Origin of the sequence: Pseudomonas sp. ME-P-057 (assembly GCF_030208975.1) — a bacterium.
GTDB classification, from domain to species: Bacteria; Pseudomonadota; Gammaproteobacteria; order Pseudomonadales; family Pseudomonadaceae; genus Aquipseudomonas; species Aquipseudomonas lutea.
In genome coordinates, this window is the sequence record NZ_JARVSX010000021.1 from 227,863 (window position 1) to 244,926 (window position 17,064).

The 17,064-nt window shown below is 56.1% G+C and carries 8 protein-coding genes; 2 read left to right on the top strand and 6 right to left on the bottom strand.

The window, feature by feature from the left end; translation table 11 throughout:
* Nucleotides 1–100: 100 nt before the first annotated feature.
* Nucleotides 101–922, bottom strand: coding sequence for a DeoR/GlpR family DNA-binding transcription regulator (locus QRN48_RS12220; RefSeq protein WP_191944616.1), 822 nt, complete (start codon nt 920–922; stop codon nt 101–103).
* 340 nt (nt 923–1,262) lie between these two features.
* Between QRN48_RS12220 and QRN48_RS12225 the strand changes: the two genes are divergently transcribed.
* Entirely contained in the window at nt 1,263–1,649 is a 387-nt protein-coding gene (locus QRN48_RS12225) for an MAPEG family protein (RefSeq protein WP_037018950.1), read from the top strand.
* A gap of 88 nt (nt 1,650–1,737) precedes the next feature.
* On the opposite strand, the gene QRN48_RS12230 is transcribed toward QRN48_RS12225, so the two are convergent.
* From QRN48_RS12230 to QRN48_RS12250, 5 genes are all read right to left on the bottom strand, one after another.
* On the bottom strand, nt 1,738–2,157 hold the full coding sequence (locus QRN48_RS12230; RefSeq protein WP_191944615.1) for a DUF1090 domain-containing protein: 420 nt from the start codon (nt 2,155–2,157) through the stop codon (nt 1,738–1,740).
* A 57-nt stretch (nt 2,158–2,214) separates the two neighbouring features.
* Complete coding sequence (gene ligB / locus QRN48_RS12235) at nt 2,215–3,900, bottom strand: NAD-dependent DNA ligase LigB (protein WP_285350824.1); 1,686 nt, start codon at nt 3,898–3,900, stop codon at nt 2,215–2,217.
* Between the two features lie 267 nt (nt 3,901–4,167).
* Nucleotides 4,168–12,195, bottom strand: a complete 8,028-nt coding sequence (locus QRN48_RS12240; RefSeq protein WP_285350826.1) for a Tc toxin subunit A-related protein — start codon at nt 12,193–12,195, stop codon at nt 4,168–4,170.
* 302 nt (nt 12,196–12,497) lie between these two features.
* Nucleotides 12,498–13,688 (bottom strand): methionine adenosyltransferase, encoded by a 1,191-nt coding sequence (gene metK, locus QRN48_RS12245; RefSeq protein WP_037018958.1) that lies wholly within the window; start codon nt 13,686–13,688, stop codon nt 12,498–12,500.
* A 20-nt stretch (nt 13,689–13,708) separates the two neighbouring features.
* The gene (locus tag QRN48_RS12250) at nt 13,709–14,704 is read right to left on the bottom strand and encodes an ArsR/SmtB family transcription factor (RefSeq protein WP_285350827.1); all 996 of its coding nucleotides are present in this window, start codon (nt 14,702–14,704) and stop codon (nt 13,709–13,711) included.
* Between the two features lie 258 nt (nt 14,705–14,962).
* Between QRN48_RS12250 and tkt the strand changes: the two genes are divergently transcribed.
* Complete coding sequence (gene tkt / locus QRN48_RS12255) at nt 14,963–16,960, top strand: transketolase (RefSeq protein ID WP_037018962.1); 1,998 nt, start codon at nt 14,963–14,965, stop codon at nt 16,958–16,960.
* Nucleotides 16,961–17,064: the final 104 nt, after the last annotated feature.

The following is a 17,064-nucleotide window of genomic DNA, read 5'->3' on the forward strand; positions in this document are numbered from 1 at the left end:
CGAACCATGTTTATTGTTCAGGGGAGGGGCGTCTGGCCCAACGCATTCGCCAGCAGGTCGGCTACTACAAATTGAGTCATCAGATTGAGGTCAGCGCCGATTAGCGTGGCTGACCCACCGATGCCAACATCAACTCGACCCCCAGCGCCCGGATGCTGTCCGCTGCACCTTGGGCTAGGTGCTCGTCACTGATGATCGTGTCGAACTGCTCCAGGCCAGCAACCTTGTACATGCCAAACGTGCCGTATTTCGAACTGGTCGTCAGCAGCACGCTGCGCGAGGCAGCCTGCATGGCCGCCTGCTTGACCTCAACCTTGAGAGCAGAAGGTGTCGTGGTGCCGCGCTGGAAATCCCATGAGCTGGTGGACATGAATGCAACGTCGGTTGCCAGTTGACGCAGTGTTGCCGCTGCCAGGCCCCCCACGCAGGACCGGTTTGGGTGATCGAGCAGCCCGCCGGTGTGAATCACATCCACATGGGTGGCGTCGGCAAGGGCATTGACCACGCCAAAATCGTTGGTCACCACTGTCATGCCCGCCAGCGCTGCGATATAGGGCACGATTTCCAGCGTACTGGTGCCGGCGTCCAGGTAGACGGTCATTTCGGGGTGCAGCAGGCCGGCGGCCAGTTTCGCCATTGCCTGCTTGTGCGGAAGCTCCACCACCGCCTTGGACTGATGGCTCGGTTCGCTATGCACCTGACTGGCGATACGCACGCCTCCGGTCACTGAATAGGCGCGTCCACTTTGCTCAAGCAACGCGATATCGCGGCGGACCGTCATGTGTGAGCAATCGAACATTTCCATGAGCTGATGCACGCTGAGCACCTGATGCTTGCGCAACTGACGCAGCATCAACTCCCGGCGCTGATCGGGAATCATCGGCGCTGCGCCACTGAGGGTGGCGTCATCTTCGCTGGACATGCAGGCTCCTGGGCAACGACATACAGCCGTCGTCGGCTGCGTGGCTGGCATCTTAGCCAATCGTGCCGGCCGTGGCAGTAACGACGAACAATCGATGCGGATTTACGCTCGTTTAACTGATTGAATGCGATGTTTAGTAGGACTGGCTTTAGCCGGGAAGAGGCCCGCATGTGCGCCGCGAAATTGCGGCGTGATGGGTAACGCCTTCCCGGCTAAAGCCGGTCCTACAAAGGGCATGCAGGACTGAAAGAACCTTTCGGCTGGCTGCGGCTCTTAGCTGTGCATTGAATTGGCCACTATGCTTCTCATGAAGCTCAAACCCTGAAGAAAGGATGCAGATATGACCGTAGCGTTTTGGTGTGTGTTGGTCGTGATCCTGTTGCCGCTGCTCTGCACCTCGATTGCGAAATTCAGCAGCGGACAGTTTGGCGCCCGGCAGAATCACAACCCGCGCGACTTCCTCGACAACCTTGAAGGCCTGCCCCGTCGCGCCCACGCCGCGCAGCAAAACAGCTTCGAAGCAATTCCAGGATTCGCCGCCGGCGTCATCATCGCCCACGTTGCCGGCGTTGCGCAGTTGGTGACCATCGACGTACTCGCCGTATTGTTCGTGACGAGCCGGCTGCTTTACATCATTTTCTACCTGGCGGATCTTGCCGCCTTGCGCTCGCTGGCATGGGCGATCGGCCTCGGGTTGGTGATCGCACTGTTTGGCGTTTCAGTTTGATCGCTCAACCGTAGCGCTGACACCTCAGATCTAGCCGCGAGAGAGCCCGGTCACTCCGGCAGAAAAGGATGAAGGGCTGCAGACAACCTCAGTCGTCATCCTCGTCGGGCTGCACTTTCTCAAGCTTCTCTTGCTCGTCCTGCAATTCTTTGCGGGACTCGGCGAGCTTGTCTTTGCGTTTGTCGATTTTTTCGGGATCGCCCTTGCTCATGGCCTTGTTCAGGTCGGCCTGGCGGCGGCTGACTTCGCGTTTGGCGTCCAGGACTTTCTGTTCCTGCTGTTTGAGCAGGTCAGCGTCAGTGCAATTGGCGTTCATTTCACTAAGTGCTTTTTCCAGCCCGGCCTGCTGACCGGCGTTACCGGCGGCCTTGGCGTTTTCGATCTGAGTGGTGATGTCCTGGCGCTTGGCGGCGCAGCCGGACAGTTGCGGTGCTTGCTCCGCGGCGAATACAGACGCCGCCAGAAGCCCACACGCGGCGATTGCGAAAAGGGATGACAGAAATTTCATGGATACTCCTCGAATACACATGGCCGCACGCTCTACACAATCGTGCGGCCCTGAACACTAAAAACCGTTGATGCCTTTGCCCCGCAATTGCCTGGTTAACGCTTGCACCTGCGGGTCTTGAAAGAACGCGTGTAATTGCTTCGCACGTCCCGAACCAATGCTGGGTTCAGCCTGCCATTCCACGATGCTTCGCGAGGCGAGCGGCGCCCAGGACTCACCCAGATCAACACCCGTAGCGGGCGGCAATCCGATGGCTTTGAGCCAGACAGCAAATGGCTTTTCACGGGCGGCCTGAAAACTTGCCAGCAGTTTAGCGCTGCTGCGCTCTCCCAGCCCCGGAATGTTAGCAAGCTGTGCACTGTCGAGGTTCATCCAGTCCAATAAACCGTTCAATTGCCCCGCCTGTATCAACTTGTCCCAAGTGCCCTGTCCTACACCGCTAAGCGCTAACCCCTTCTTGCCGCTCAGCCATTTCAGCCGCTCGCGGAACTGGCCTTCGCAGCCATCGACCGGCTGCCAGCAGCTGAGTGAGTGATATTGCCCGGGCTGCGGAACATTCAGAGGTACCCGCTCAACGCTACGCGACACCACGCCATCCAGTCGCGGAATCGTCAGGCCTGCGAGGCTGAGTGCCACCTGATCACCGGGCCTGATATCCATGTTCTGCCAGCGCTTCAGTGAGCCAACGCTGATTCGCGCAATATTGCGGTCATCCAGGCGCACGGGCTCAATCTCCAGCACGGGAGTGATCTTGCCACTGCGTCCGATGTTGAACTGAACCTTGCGCACCTCAGCCAGTGCCTTGGCGAACGGGTATTTCCAGGCGGCAATCCAGTAGGGCGCCTTTGCCTGCCAATGTTCGGCGGAAGGCCGCTCGCCCTGGCGCATGACCACGCCATCGGTGGCAAACGGCAACGCCGAACGGTACCAGTGCTCTCGCCAGTTCTTCGCCTGAGTGAAGCCCTCCAGCGGCTCGCTGAAGCGCGCACTGTCCTCGAAACCCATGGCCGTGAGCCCTGCCAGCCGCTCGTTCATGTCCAAAGGACCTTCCGGCCAGTCCCACACGAACAGGCCTACCTGCGCGCCTTCTTCCGCGCTAATGGCATGCCGTGCCAGCAAGCCCGCCACCTTGCTGCGTGCGTTCAGACTGCCTGCGTCGGCCTGTACATGGTTTGTCAGCCGCCAGTACAGCTCACCCTGCAGCACCACATCCTTTTCCCAAGGGAGATGGCAAGGGATCGCTTCGATTTGCAGCGCATGTCCGGTCCAGTCCTGCCCCGAAACCCCATCGCCCCGGCTGATCACGCTGACCAGCTTGCCGTCTGCATAGACCAACGTGACGGCCACACCGTCCACCTTGGGCTGAATCCAGACGTCGCTTCGGCCCTCAAGCCAGGAATGAACGTCTGCTTCGTTTGGCAGTTTGGTAAGGCCGGTGTGAGGGATGGGGTGTGCGACCGGGCCGCGAGCTGTTTGTAGGGGGTTTAAGGTCGATATGGAGGTTTCGGCCAAACATTTGCGCAGTTTGGTGAGGCGCTGAACGGACTGATCGTAAAGCTCGTCTGCAACCAGCGAGACGCCTTGGCGGTGGTAACTGTCGTCCCATTGGGCCAGCTGGTTTTGCAGTGCAAGGATCTCGCTTCGGGCTTTTGCGGGCGGCCAGTCGGGGCAGGATTGGGCGGTGGCGCTAACCGAGTAAAGGGCGAAAATGGCGCAGGCCAGCAGGCGGAGGAAAATCAGCATCGGAGCGTCCTTGCTTGGGGGGAACAAGGAAGGCTAGCGGTTGTGGAGTGCTGGTCGCAGGGCGGGTTGGTTACCGAATTTTTCTCCAGCGACCATGGTCGGCCCTGGGCTGGTGTTCGCAGCGTGTGTGCTGGCGTGCATTGATCAATGTGGCGAAGTGATAAAGCGGTGGGCCTAATGACTTGCGCACGAAAACAGATGCTGGCTTGAGGATAAGCGTCGCGGGCTACGAAAGACCGTAACCCGCAGCCGCGCTGCGTATTGCAATTACTGCTTGGCCAGTAATACTTTCACTTGGTCAGTGAAGTGCTTGCCGCCATCTACCGCGGTGTAGACCAGATGAAGCTGGATGCTTTTAACGAGCGCCTTATCGCCGTTGAACAACGATTTGACGAACGACTCGTCAGGAAAGCTCAGTTGCCAGCGCGATATAGCGCCGGTGCCTTCGAACGGCAAATACCGGCCATCATGAAACATCAGCTCATACACCCAATCCCCCGGCCCAAAACCCAATCCGTCATCGGCGGCCAGTGACGACAGGGCAATCTGCTGCTGGGCTCGCTGATTACGCTTGACGCTGAAGGGTGGCTTAACGGGTTTATCTGTGGCTGCCGGGTAAAAATACTCCAACCCCTCTGCTACAGGCTCCAACAGCGTCGTACTGTCGGTTTGAGTCAGAATCGCGCTAACCTCTTTCATGGCGTCGCCAGCATCGGACGCCATCACAAACGAAACCGACACATGTTTGAGCTGCCGCAGGTAGTGGCCGGGATAGTTTTTGTCGAAGTCAACTGACTTGATGTCATAGGTGAGTGGCGTGCTGTTCACAGCCTTAAGCTTTTCAGAGCCTTTATCAGCAGTGGCGTCCCAGATAGTGACTGTCTTCTTGATTGTTAAGCGCCGCTCATTGCTCTGTAGATAGGCATTTTCCATTTCCTGCAAATCGACCAGCAGCGATTCGCCTGCGAGCATGCCCTTGTAGCTGTCAATCCATGCACTGGTTTTAACGAACGCGGGGCGCTTGTAGTCACCGATCTCATAACGCCAGGCTGCCTCTGCGCTCAAGCACAGCGATAACACGGCGTCGTAGGCCGGGGCGTACAACAACTCCTGACGGGCAACGAGCCAGTTGTAGATCGGGATGATGGTGAAGCCGGTGGTCATGGCAACGTAGGCTTGTTCGAGGTTTTTGCGGTTGGCATGGGCCTCGTCCAGAGAGATGGTGGCGGCGTTGAGTTCGATATTGCTTTCGCTAAGCTCCAAGTCGATGGATTGGATGTCGAATTCCGCCTGCCTAAGATTAAACTTCCATTCGTTAGCCCTGCGTTCGTAGCCCGCCTCGACAAGCAGGTGACCCGCAAGGTACTCGGAGGCTTGAGCACCCATTTTGGACAACTCAGAGAGCGAGTCAACGGTTTTAGACGGCTCATTTCCGCCGACTGCCAGACCGTATATGGTCGGCGCCGCGGCCTTTATTGCACTGGCCAGGAGCATTGGCGGCACTGCATAGTGCTCAAGAATGACCGCCATCCACTGCAGCCCTGTTGCAGCTTCCTCCCTTGGGGACCGGCCGACCTCGATCAAGTTGGTGTAGTAATCTTTTCTGAAGACCGCTGCCTGCTTGCCTAGTAGCAACGTTTTTCTATTCGCCATGACCGAATTGATCCCCTCTTGCTTAAGCCGAAGGGTGAAATCCGAAATTCTGATTTCCTGTTGCTTTAGCAAGACGGAGAGCGTCGTGTTGAACTCGTCCTCCATCAGTTTCATGTAATGCCGTCCCATGTCCTGAAGTTGCTGCACGGCCGCCCGGGCCATCGGAATCAACTGCCGAAAGCGATAAGCTGGGATCTGCATCCGGTCACTGTTGTAGCTTCTGATGATGTGCCCGATACCCCGCTGCCCGAACCCGAACGGATCGGCACCTTCGTCACGCCAATCCATGATCGGTAGCAGCTTGCCGTCCAGGGTCAGGCCGTGACGGAGATTGAACAGCCGATGCTCGATTATTTTCCGCGCTTCAGTGACGCGCTCATTCATAGGCGCCCGGAATGCGTCACTCCTGACGCTGGCCAGAGCGATTGGGGCCCAACGTGACACAGCCTCGCGCTCTGGCAACGGGCCGATAAGTTTCAAGGCCTTTTGATAGCTCAGCCAGGCGTGGTTGAGCGTGCTGGGCGTAAGCTGCCGATAAAAATGGTCACCCTGGCGCTGCCAGTTTTCCACCATCGACAGGAATACCGCTTGCCGGTTGAAGCGCGACAAAATGAAGGCTCTGGTCGTCGGGTCGACCACTTTTTGCAACTCTGAGGTGCCGCTACCCACTTCAGCCAATGGACGCGTGTTCCAAAAAGGTGGGCGTTCTTTTTCGTCCGGATGAGTACGGAAGGGATCGAACAGATACTCGGTGAACCAACGTTCTGCCTCATCGAATTGCTGTTGTTCGCTCAAGCGCGTTGCAACAAGATTCGGCACATGCAGGAATAGCTCTCGGAAGTAAATGCCATTGGCGCCGTGAAAATCCACCGACGGGGTTGGGAGGTTGTAATCGATTGTGGGTTCTTTGATCTCCTGCGCGTCCCACTCCAACGCTCGTTCCACGCTACGTGCTGCGCGGGAAACAAGTTGCTTGCCGAACAGCGTGTTGAGGCGAATAACGTTGGTGGGAAATTTTGGCCCTTGGTCAGTAACGGTACTCAGGTCGAGATATTGGGCCTGTTGCGCGTTGCGTTTGATGGAAATATCCCAATTTTCATCCTTCTTGCTACTGCGCACATCGTAAGTAACAAAAACATTATTCCCGGGATCGCCGGCCTCGCACAGCCCAAAGGTGTATAGGCCCTCTTCAGTCCAAGTGTAACTGTCACTAATTAAGGATCTGCCATCGGCAGCTACGGTTTGTTCCGATAGTTTAGTAAGCGACGTTTGGTTGGGCGCTTTTGCGTAAGTTCTTAGTTTGATGTCTGCGGTTGCGTCTGGCTTCACCCGAATATTGCTTATTGGAAAAGATGCGGCAATGCTGAATGAAAAATGATCCGCGCCGGTCACGTATACTAAAAGCCTAAAACTTGGATCAAGTAAATGGGATCGATCTCTGATGGTGATTGCCCCGCGCTTTAGATCCCGATATTCAATTCCTGAGATCGAATAACCGAAAGAAGAGCCAGTGCTCTCCGTCATATTAACTGACAATGTACAGGGGGCATGACTACCCATCTGTATATTGTTCGCGGAGCCGTGGACGCTAACCGAGGCGTTGACCACTGTTAAATACCCCTTAATAGAGATTGATTCGATAATCATGTTTGATTTTTTGTAAATCGACCGCAGGTATTTATACCTTAAGACAATTGTTTTTTCTTTGTCGGCACTCATCGTTGGCTCAATTGACGCAACCTTACCTATATTTAGAAAGGCGTAAGTTTCTCCATTGTTCGTTACTACATAGGTGTCGTCGGCTTTGTATTCCAGAAAGCTCACCTTTGTACCGTAAGAGGAGCTAAAGTCTGCCGCCGTTTTGGAGTACCAGTCTTTATTGTCCCCGTCGCTTTCACTCCTGTACCAGAAAGGGGTTTTTACCAACAGTGGAGGTATGTCACTCGGCAACTTCGCGCCAGGCCTAAGTGCTAATGTTTTGAGTTTTTTGATGTGGGTTAGCATGTCGACTTGGTCATATTCATTCTTCACGTGCGGGGATGAGTATGCCGATTCATCATATTTGTCTAGGTCATAGCTTAGCGTGTCCTCGATAGAGTGTTTGAATGAGATATCAAAAGTATCACCATTGTAGGGGTGTTGGATTTTCGCGATGTCGTTGTATGAGTTGTATATCGTTGCGCTAATTTTATCCAGCTTGTTGTCGTCTAGCGTTTTTAAGTCGATGAGCAACAGGTCTCTTGATTGAATGAAGTAATCTCTATTGTATGCCCCCAGCTTCGGACCAGATTTGGGATCTTGAGCGCAGTTGTACAGCATCACGGTCAACCACGGATCTTTCGCTCGTTCTCCTTCCACATTTACGAGCGCAATAAGCCCCGGTTCGTAGGTGTCGTCTTTGAGATAAGGATTCGGGATTTTCGGTTTGGAGGTTGCGTTGCTCGAATCATCCTCAACCATATCCTCCAGACGCTTTCCATCTTTGCTCCCGTCCAGGCTCAACAACTCGTTAGGCGTAGACCAAAAACCATCACTTTGTTTGAAGATGTACTGAACGCTCAGCTTCTTGAATTTGGTAGGCGTCTGGTTTTTCGCATCGGAGCTGGGCAGCCCTGTAACGCCGCGCTCAACCCAGAACACATATGGGCGGCCTTCGATCATGACCGGGCGGATCGTGTCGCAGGTATGTTTTGTGACTTTTTCATCACCTTTAGCCACTGCGCTATTTCCACCAACTGCGCCAGTGTTATCAACGCCTGTCGCGGTGTAGCTGCTTTGGGTGATCTGCCCGGTGGGCGCTACGGCTATCTTTTCCCATTCCGTCCAGGCCAGCGGACTCAGGCGCTCTTGGTCATCGCGCAGCCCCATGTCTACCGAGCGCCAGTAGTACTCCGCCGGGGACGAGTTGGTTTTGCCAATAAAGTGATAGGTGTCGTTTTTAGGGTCGGTACCGTCCAGATAACCGCTCACGATTTGCAAATTACTGGTTTGCTCAAACTTCGTCAGATAGCTGGTGATCGCCGTTTGCAACAGTTCTGAATCAAGCTTGCCTTGATTCAGTTCCACTTCCAGCGCCTGAAATGCCACAGTTTTATTGGGTCGGTTAGCGTAGTAAATTAAGTTCTCCGGGTGATTGATCTGAGTTTTCCAGATTTTCCACAATCCGAATTCGCATAGGTATTCGCGCCACGCTGTTGAGACATCTCCAGGAATGGTTGCGTTCATGTACCCCGGTTCGAGGCGTGCAAATAATTTATGCAGGTAATGCTGGAGACTGGCAGTGTGTTGTATGGCTAGGCTGGTATGGGGGGTGGAGCTGACAAGAACATCAGTCAGAAAATAGCTGGACAGTTCGTCGATCGAGTGGATGTAATCTTGGGTCACGTCCGTGGAAGTAGCCCAATAACCGAGTAGATAGCCGGCGAGCGCATCACGCCATTCCTCTTGCACACGCGACTGGACGAGGCTCGCCTCGTCCTCACTGCACGCCCCCATTAACAATTGCGAGCTATTCCGATATTCGTCAAATGTAGATTCTTTATCAAGCCAATAAAGGTCTAATACTGAGCGGAACGATAAGTTTGTCACGCTGCACAGTCTCTGTGACCGCAATGCGTAGTCAACATCACTGATGGTGCCTGCCATGTAGTTTGCGACTTCAGGCGCGGCATCAATTTTTTCTGGGTTTGATTCAGGGTCATATATTTCAAGCGTCATGCGTGTTGGGTTTTTCTCGTACTTCACCATTTCTGCCCACTCGTCAGGTTTGGTGAGCGGCGTGAACTGACTTGCAGACACCTTTAGCGGAGCCGGGTTGTCGATCATGAATTGCGTGAATTTGTCATAGATGCTACGTTCATTGTCGCCTGTTACACCAGAGCTGCTAGTTCGGTGCTGGAACATGTACAGGGCAAGTAAATAGCCTGGTATACCTCGGGGCATCTTTTCCCAGCTGTTTAAGTGTCTCTTTTCCGGGATTGTAAGAAGTTTCACAAAATCATCGAATGTGACGACAGGTCTAACTGAAGGTGCCGGAGGTGCTTGCGTTTTGATTTTCTTGAACGCTGACATCAGTGACAACGTTTCGCCTTGAGGCCAGCCCATTAGTTTTCCGAGTCGCTGGGCCGAGGCGATAATTGCTTGAGGCTCTTCATTTGTCGGGATATTGCCGAAAAAGCCGAGTGCGTCTTTTTCTTCAAAACCGTTTTGTTCACACTTAAGCACCCAGTCGTTGTAGTGCCCGATTTGATAGCACAGATCGAGATTCAGGACTGGCAGTACTTGCGATGTCTCTTTTTTCTCCAGGGTGCCCTTTTCAAGCGCGAACCAGTCCGGCTTATCCAATAGCGCAGTCAAACCTGCCGCGCTGAATTTAAAATGCTTTATCACTTGAGCACGGCGGGCGAGATTGCTCCATAGCGCGGTATCAAGGTCTTGGACCGCAATATCGGCATCGTTCAACGCGTTTTTGGGTTCTGCTGCGAGAATGCCGGCAAGCACCTCAAGGCGTGAAACGTTCACCCAGCGTAACAAGGGCGCAGCATGATCCGGCGTCAGGCCCAGGCCTGCGGCAGACTTGCCGAATGCTGAGCCGATGATGTGCTTCACTACATCATCCTGCGCGATTGCCGCGTTTTGAATTAAAGACTCAAAGTTGCTGGCGATATTGGCAGCGGTATTGGCTCGGTCATCTGCGGGTATGAGCAGTCCGGTGCTGCTTGCAACTTTGCCCTTCAGCGCATCGGTCAAGTTGCTGGCAAGGGTCTCGGATGATTTGAGCGCCAAGGGCTTGATCAGGCCTGTGCTGTCGACATACGCGGAAAGCATGTCCAGCCATGACCCCGATGCAGTCGCGACGCCAGCGCCAGCGGCCTGTGCGAGCTGCGATTCAGTCACCAGTGACGATTTGATACGTGGGATAGCATCCAGAACGGTACGATGAATGTGCGCATCGAGACGGAAGTATGGCAGGAGTTCTGCGCTTACGTGGCTGGGGTAAGGCGTCAGCCAACCCAATAGTGCGGTCGGGGTTAATCGATGCTTACGCAACCAGGCTTCCAGATTCGCAAGACCAACCAACACGTCGAGAATATCGGGTTGGTTATCATCGCTGGCAATGGACGGTTTACGCGCCAGTTGGGCCATGACCAATGGATTAGCGGCGTTTAACAGTGCAATGAGGCTGGCGCCTTCATTCATGCCCAAGCGCAGAAGTCGGGGCAATCGGGTAAGACGGTATAACGCCGAAAAAAGCTCCAGCGTCAGTGTTGGCTTCTTCAGCCCCAACGTCTGTGTAAGCTGAGCCAAATACACATGTGCAACATTCTCTTCAAGCGCGAATGCACGGCAGAGTTCAGCGATGACGGCATTGGGCGCAGCGTTCTCGACGCTGACCTGCTCGGGCAGCTCAAATGCTCTTCCGTCGAGCACCAGTGGCGCATCGATATCTGCCAGTCTGCCAGCCCCCGGGCCATCGAGAACGCGGTCGAGAAACGGCTCATTGTCACCCACTGCGTAAGGTGACACCTCGTGAATCAGCGCCGCGAATTGCTCGGCGCTGATTTGATATTCGTTACGCAGGTGCAGGAATACCCCCAACGCTTTAAGGGTGTTTTCGGTCATGTGGAAATCTTTGATTTGGCCTTCTGCGCGCAACGCGGCCATGACCAGAAGATCAACCTCGGCGTAGGGCAACTGCAGCGCGTGTTGCAGGTGGATGATTTTATGAATGCGGCCAAAGTGGTCCGCATTGGCGCCTTTGATCCGCAGCGCTATACCCGCTCCGCTCATGGTGTCTTGCAGCGAAAGCGCGGGGGCTGTGGCGTTATTGACAAATGCCGCACCGAAGATATGGCCTGCCATCGGCACGCTGGCTTTTCCGGCAGGCGTATACGAACTTGACTGTTTAACGGTAGTAAATGCCTCTTGGCCTTCGTCGGCGACCCCGGAGGTGGCGAGCAACTCGAGAATGTCTTCGGATTTCAACCCGGTTTGCCGAGCCAGACCTTCGACATTGCTCAATTGCTCCAGCGCGTCTTTCGCAGCGCCGGTCACGCCGTAGCGCTGTAGAAGGAAGTTGGCGCTCGTGCTGGGAGTCTCATCCAGGAGCAAGGCTTGTAACGTGGGACTAAACCCTGTGGCTTTGCGCATGATGGTGCGGAGTTGATCGGTTCGTAAGTTTCCGTATGCAAAGTTCGGGTAGTTGTAATCGGCTTGTTGCAACAGATTGAAAAGCGAGCATTTTTTAGCATTCAGCACAGCGTTGATATTTTTGAGTGGGTAATGGAAGGGTAACTGGACGGGGTACTGCGCGGTGGCGATTTGCTCAGCCAGGTTTTTGTTCTGTCCTACATGGAGTTTCGCCTGGCGGGTCATGGCCTCGATCACCAGAGTCAACGCGGGTATCTGGGTTTCAAGACTGGCTTCATCCAGCACGCGCTCGCCAATGTCGGGGCGTCGGGTGGCGAGCGGTATCTGAGTTTTCTTGTTACCCAAGGCTTCGAGGCTCAGCGCTTGCTGATAGAGCGCATGCAAATAGGCCAAGGGGCCGTTGTTGGCTTCCGGGGCATAGGCTGAGCATTTGTCGGCGACTTGTTCGGGAAACAGTTTGGCGTAGACGGCTGACGTGGTGGTGTCGTCCATGATCTTAGTTCCTTAATAACGCTACGAGGAACTGCAAAGTATTTGCAGCCATTGTTCAGCGTAGAACTAAGTGGACGTGGCGACGAAATTTCAGATTTGGGTGGCTTGTATAAATAACCTTGAAAAATGAGCTGGTTACGATTTGATAGTCGGATTCGCGATAACTCTCATCACGAAACGGTTTAAATGTCAGTGGGTTGAAATAATATTAAGTAACGGGATGCAAAAAGCCCCTGACAACTTCCATCGTCAGGGGCTTTTTTATTACCGGGCGTCGCTAAGCGCGATGCACACGGCGGGTATTACAAACCGGCAGCAGCGCGCAGCGCATCCGCGCGGTCGGTTTTTTCCCAAGTGAACGTGGTGAAGGTGTCGTCGCCCACGGTCTTGGTTTGCGGCGTGCGGCCGAAGTGGCCGTAGGCTGCGGTGTCCTGATACATCGGGTGCAGCAGGTCGAGCATGGTGGTGATCGCGTAAGGGCGCAGGTCGAAGTGCTCGCGGACCAGCTTGACGATCTTGTCGTCGCTGATCTTGCCGGTGCCGAAGGTGTTCAACGAGATCGACGTAGGCTGGGCAACGCCGATGGCGTAGGAAACCTGAATCTCGCAGCGCTCGGCCAGGCCGGCCGCAACGATGTTCTTGGCGACGTAACGGCCAGCGTACGCTGCCGAGCGGTCAACCTTCGATGGGTCTTTACCGGAGAACGCGCCGCCGCCGTGACGGGCCATGCCGCCGTAGCTGTCGACGATGATCTTGCGACCGGTCAGGCCGCAGTCGCCCACCGGGCCGCCGATGATGAACTGGCCGGTCGGGTTGATGTGGAACTGGGTGTCTTTGTGCAGCAATTCGGCCGGCAGCACGTGCTTGACGATCAGCTCCATCACGCCTTCGCGCAGGTCGTTGTAGGCGACTTCAGGGTTGTGCTGAGTCGACAGAACGACTGCGTCGATACCCACCACGATGCCGTTTTCATAGCGGCAAGTGACCTGGGATTTCGCATCCGGGCGCAGCCAAGGCAGCAAGCCGGACTTGCGGGCTTCGGCCTGACGGTGAACCAGTTGGTGCGAGAACGCGATTGGCGCAGGCATCAGCTCGGCGGTTTCGTTGCTGGCATAGCCGAACATCAGGCCTTGGTCGCCAGCGCCCTGATCTTCAGGTTTTGCGCGGTCAACACCCTGGTTGATGTCAGGAGACTGCTTGCCGATGATGTTCATCACGCTGCAGGTCGCGCCGTCGAAGCCGACGTCGGAGCTGGTGTAGCCGATCTCGCAGATCACGTCACGAACGATCTGCTCCAGATCAACCCATGCGCTGGTGGTGACTTCGCCGGCGACGATGGCCACACCGGTCTTGACCAGGGTTTCCACGGCAACTCGAGCCTGCTTGTCCTGAGCAATGATGGCGTCCAGCACCGCATCGGAAATCTGGTCGGCGATTTTATCCGGATGTCCTTCGGACACGGACTCGGAGGTGAAAAGGGAGTATTCGCTCATCTCGACGGTTTTCCTGATTATTACCGATGGTGAGTGTCGCCAGCCGGTCGCTGAAAATGGCGGACCTGAATCTGGAAACCATTACGTAAGCCTATGTACAGGCTTTCCCCGGGGACCAGCCCCGCAGCGATGGCCCAACGGGCCAGATCTTCCTGTTCGAAGCCCAACCAGAGATCGCCACAGGCTTCCTTCGCCCAGCTCTGGTCATGGCTGCACAACTCTGTCACCAGCAGGCTACCGCCCGGTTGCAACAGGTTGGCCAATTGTTTAAGTGCCTCGGCGGGCGCGGCGAAATGGTGCAGCACCATATTCAAGACCACACAATCGCCGGAAATTTCAGCATGGGCCAATGCATCGGCCAGTTTCAGCTCAACATTACCGAGCGCTTTTTGCGTGCAGATCTTGCGCGCCAGATCGAGCATTTCCGGGCTGTTGTCCAGGCCCGTAACCTGCTGAAAGCGGCGTGCCAGATCAGGCAGAAAACCGCCATCGCCAGGGCCCACTTCTATCGCGGTGGCGCCGGCAGGAAAGCTCAGTTTGTCCAGCAAGGACAGCAGGCTGTCGCGGTATTGCGGCAGTCCTGCGATCAGGTCCTGCTGGGCACGAAATTTCTCTGCCGTGCGGGCGAAAAAGTCCTGACTGGCATTCGCACGTTGACGGTGCACCAGCCCGATGCGCATCCGGACATCGTCAGGCAGGCGCAAGTTGTCGGCTTCTTCCAGCATCGCCGCATGCAGCTTGCCGCCGGTATGCTCGGTGTGGGGCAGGGCGCGTCGGTAAAAGATCGCATTGCCTTCACGCCGCGTCGCGACCAGGTCGGCCTGTGCCAGCACCTTCAAATGATGGCTCATACCGGACTGGCCGATGGCGAAAATCTGCGCCAGCTCCAGCACGCCGAAGGAGTCGTTCGACAGCGCGCGCAGGACATTCAGCCGCAGCGGATCGCCGCCGGCTTTGCACAAGGCAGCCAACTCGTCGCATTCATCATGGCTAATGGCAGGCACGCGTAGATTCATAAGGCAGGCAGTCTAGTTATCGACCTGCCCGGTCGCAAGGGCAATATCAAAAAGTTTTGATATTGCTCGATCAGTGGCGGCGGTCCGGCGCCGTGATTCTGCCGTTTAAGCTCACACTTCGCGCGGGTTGTACGAAAACGCGTCAGTCCGCGAGGAAATAACCGATGGCGCGTGATCTGTCATTGCCCCCGGAGGGTGCCTGAGGGAAAATGGCCGCCTTTTTCCGGTCCCACTTTTATCTGCCCCAGGAGATCAGCGATGCCCAGCCGTCGTGAGCGAGCCAATGCCATTCGTGCCCTCAGCATGGATGCCGTGCAAAAGGCCAATAGCGGCCACCCGGGTGCCCCGATGGGCATGGCGGATATCGCTGAGGTGCTTTGGCGCGATTATCTGAAGCACAACCCGGCCAACCCGATGTTCGCCGACCGTGACCGTTTCATCCTGTCCAACGGTCACGGCTCGATGCTGATCTACTCGTTGCTGCACCTGACCGGTTACGACCTGTCCATCGACGACCTGAAAAACTTCCGTCAGCTGCACAGCCGCACCCCGGGTCACCCCGAATACGGCTACACCCCTGGCGTTGAAACCACCACTGGCCCACTGGGTCAGGGTTTCGCCAACGCCGTCGGCTTTGCAGTCGCCGAGAAAACCCTCGCTGCACAATTCAACCGTCCAGGCCACAACATCGTCGACCACCACACCTACGTGTTCATGGGTGACGGCTGCATGATGGAAGGCATCTCCCACGAGGTGGCTTCGCTGGCGGGTACGCTGCGCCTGAACAAGCTGGTTGCGTTCTACGACGACAACGGCATCTCCATCGACGGCGAAGTCGAGGGCTGGTTCACCGACGACACGCCAAAGCGCTTCGAATCCTACGGCTGGTTGGTCATCCGCAATGTCGACGGCCATGACGCCGACGAAATCAAAACCGCCATCGACACCGCTCACAAGAGCGACAAGCCGACGCTGATCTGCTGCAAGACCACCATCGGTTTTGGCTCGCCGAACAAGCAGGGCAAGGAAGACTGCCACGGTGCCCCGCTGGGTACTGAGGAAATCGCCCTGACTCGCGCTGCGTTGAAGTGGACCCACGGCCCTTTCGAGATTCCGGCCGACATCTACAGCGAGTGGAACGGCAAGGAAAAAGGCCTGGCTGTTGAAGCCGAATGGGATCAGCGTTTCGCTGCCTACTCGGCTGCCTTCCCTACCGAAGCCAACGAGTTGATTCGCCGCATGAGCGGTGAACTGCCGGCTGACTTCGCTGAAAAGTCCGCCGCGTACGTGGCTGAAGTGAATGCCAAGGGCGAAACCATCGCCAGCCGTAAAGCCAGCCAGAACGCCTTGAGCGCCTTCGGTCCGCTGCTGCCTGAATTCCTCGGCGGCTCCGCTGACCTGGCAGGTTCCAACCTGACCATCTGGAAAGGTTGCCGCAGCATCACCGGCGAAGACGCCACCGGCAACTACCTGCACTATGGCGTTCGCGAGTTCGGCATGGGCGCAATCATGAACGGTATCGCTCTGCACGGCGGTTTCGTCCCGTACGGCGCCACTTTCCTCATCTTTATGGAATACGCCCGTAACGCGGTGCGCATGTCCTCACTGATGAAGAAACGCATCATCTATGTATTCACCCACGACTCGATCGGTCTGGGCGAAGACGGCCCGACTCACCAGCCAATCGAGCAATTGACCAGCCTGCGTACCACGCCGAACCTCGACTGCTGGCGCCCGGCTGATGCCGTTGAGTCTGCGATCGCCTGGAAACACGCCATTGAGCGCGACGATGGCCCGTCGGCACTGATCTTCTCTCGCCAGAACCTGCAACATCAGGCGCGTGATGCCGAGCAGCTGGAAAACATCAACCGCGGTGGCTACGTGCTGCGCGACTGCAATGGCGAACCGGATCTGATCCTGATTGCCACCGGCTCGGAAGTCGGTCTGGCTGTTCAGGCCTTCGACAAGCTGACCGCAGACGGCAAGAACGTGCGCGTGGTTTCCATGCCGTGCACCAGCGTTTTCGAAACCCAGAGCGCAGAGTACAAGCAGTCGGTTCTGCCACTGGAAGTCAGCGCGCGTATCGCTATCGAAGCCGCTCATGCCGACTACTGGTACAAATACGTGGGCCTGGAAGGTCGCGTTATCGGCATGACCACCTTCGGCGAGTCGGCACCTGCCAACCTGCTGTTCGAAGAGTTCGGCTTCACGCTGGAAAACGTCCTCTCCACGGCTGAAGAGCTGCTGGAAGACTAAAACAGCAACGCGCTCCTCCCTTGCAGGAGCGCGCCTGCCCGCGAATGCATTCTGTCAGACGGCCGACATTGGGCTGACAGACCTCGATCGCGGGCAAGCGCGCT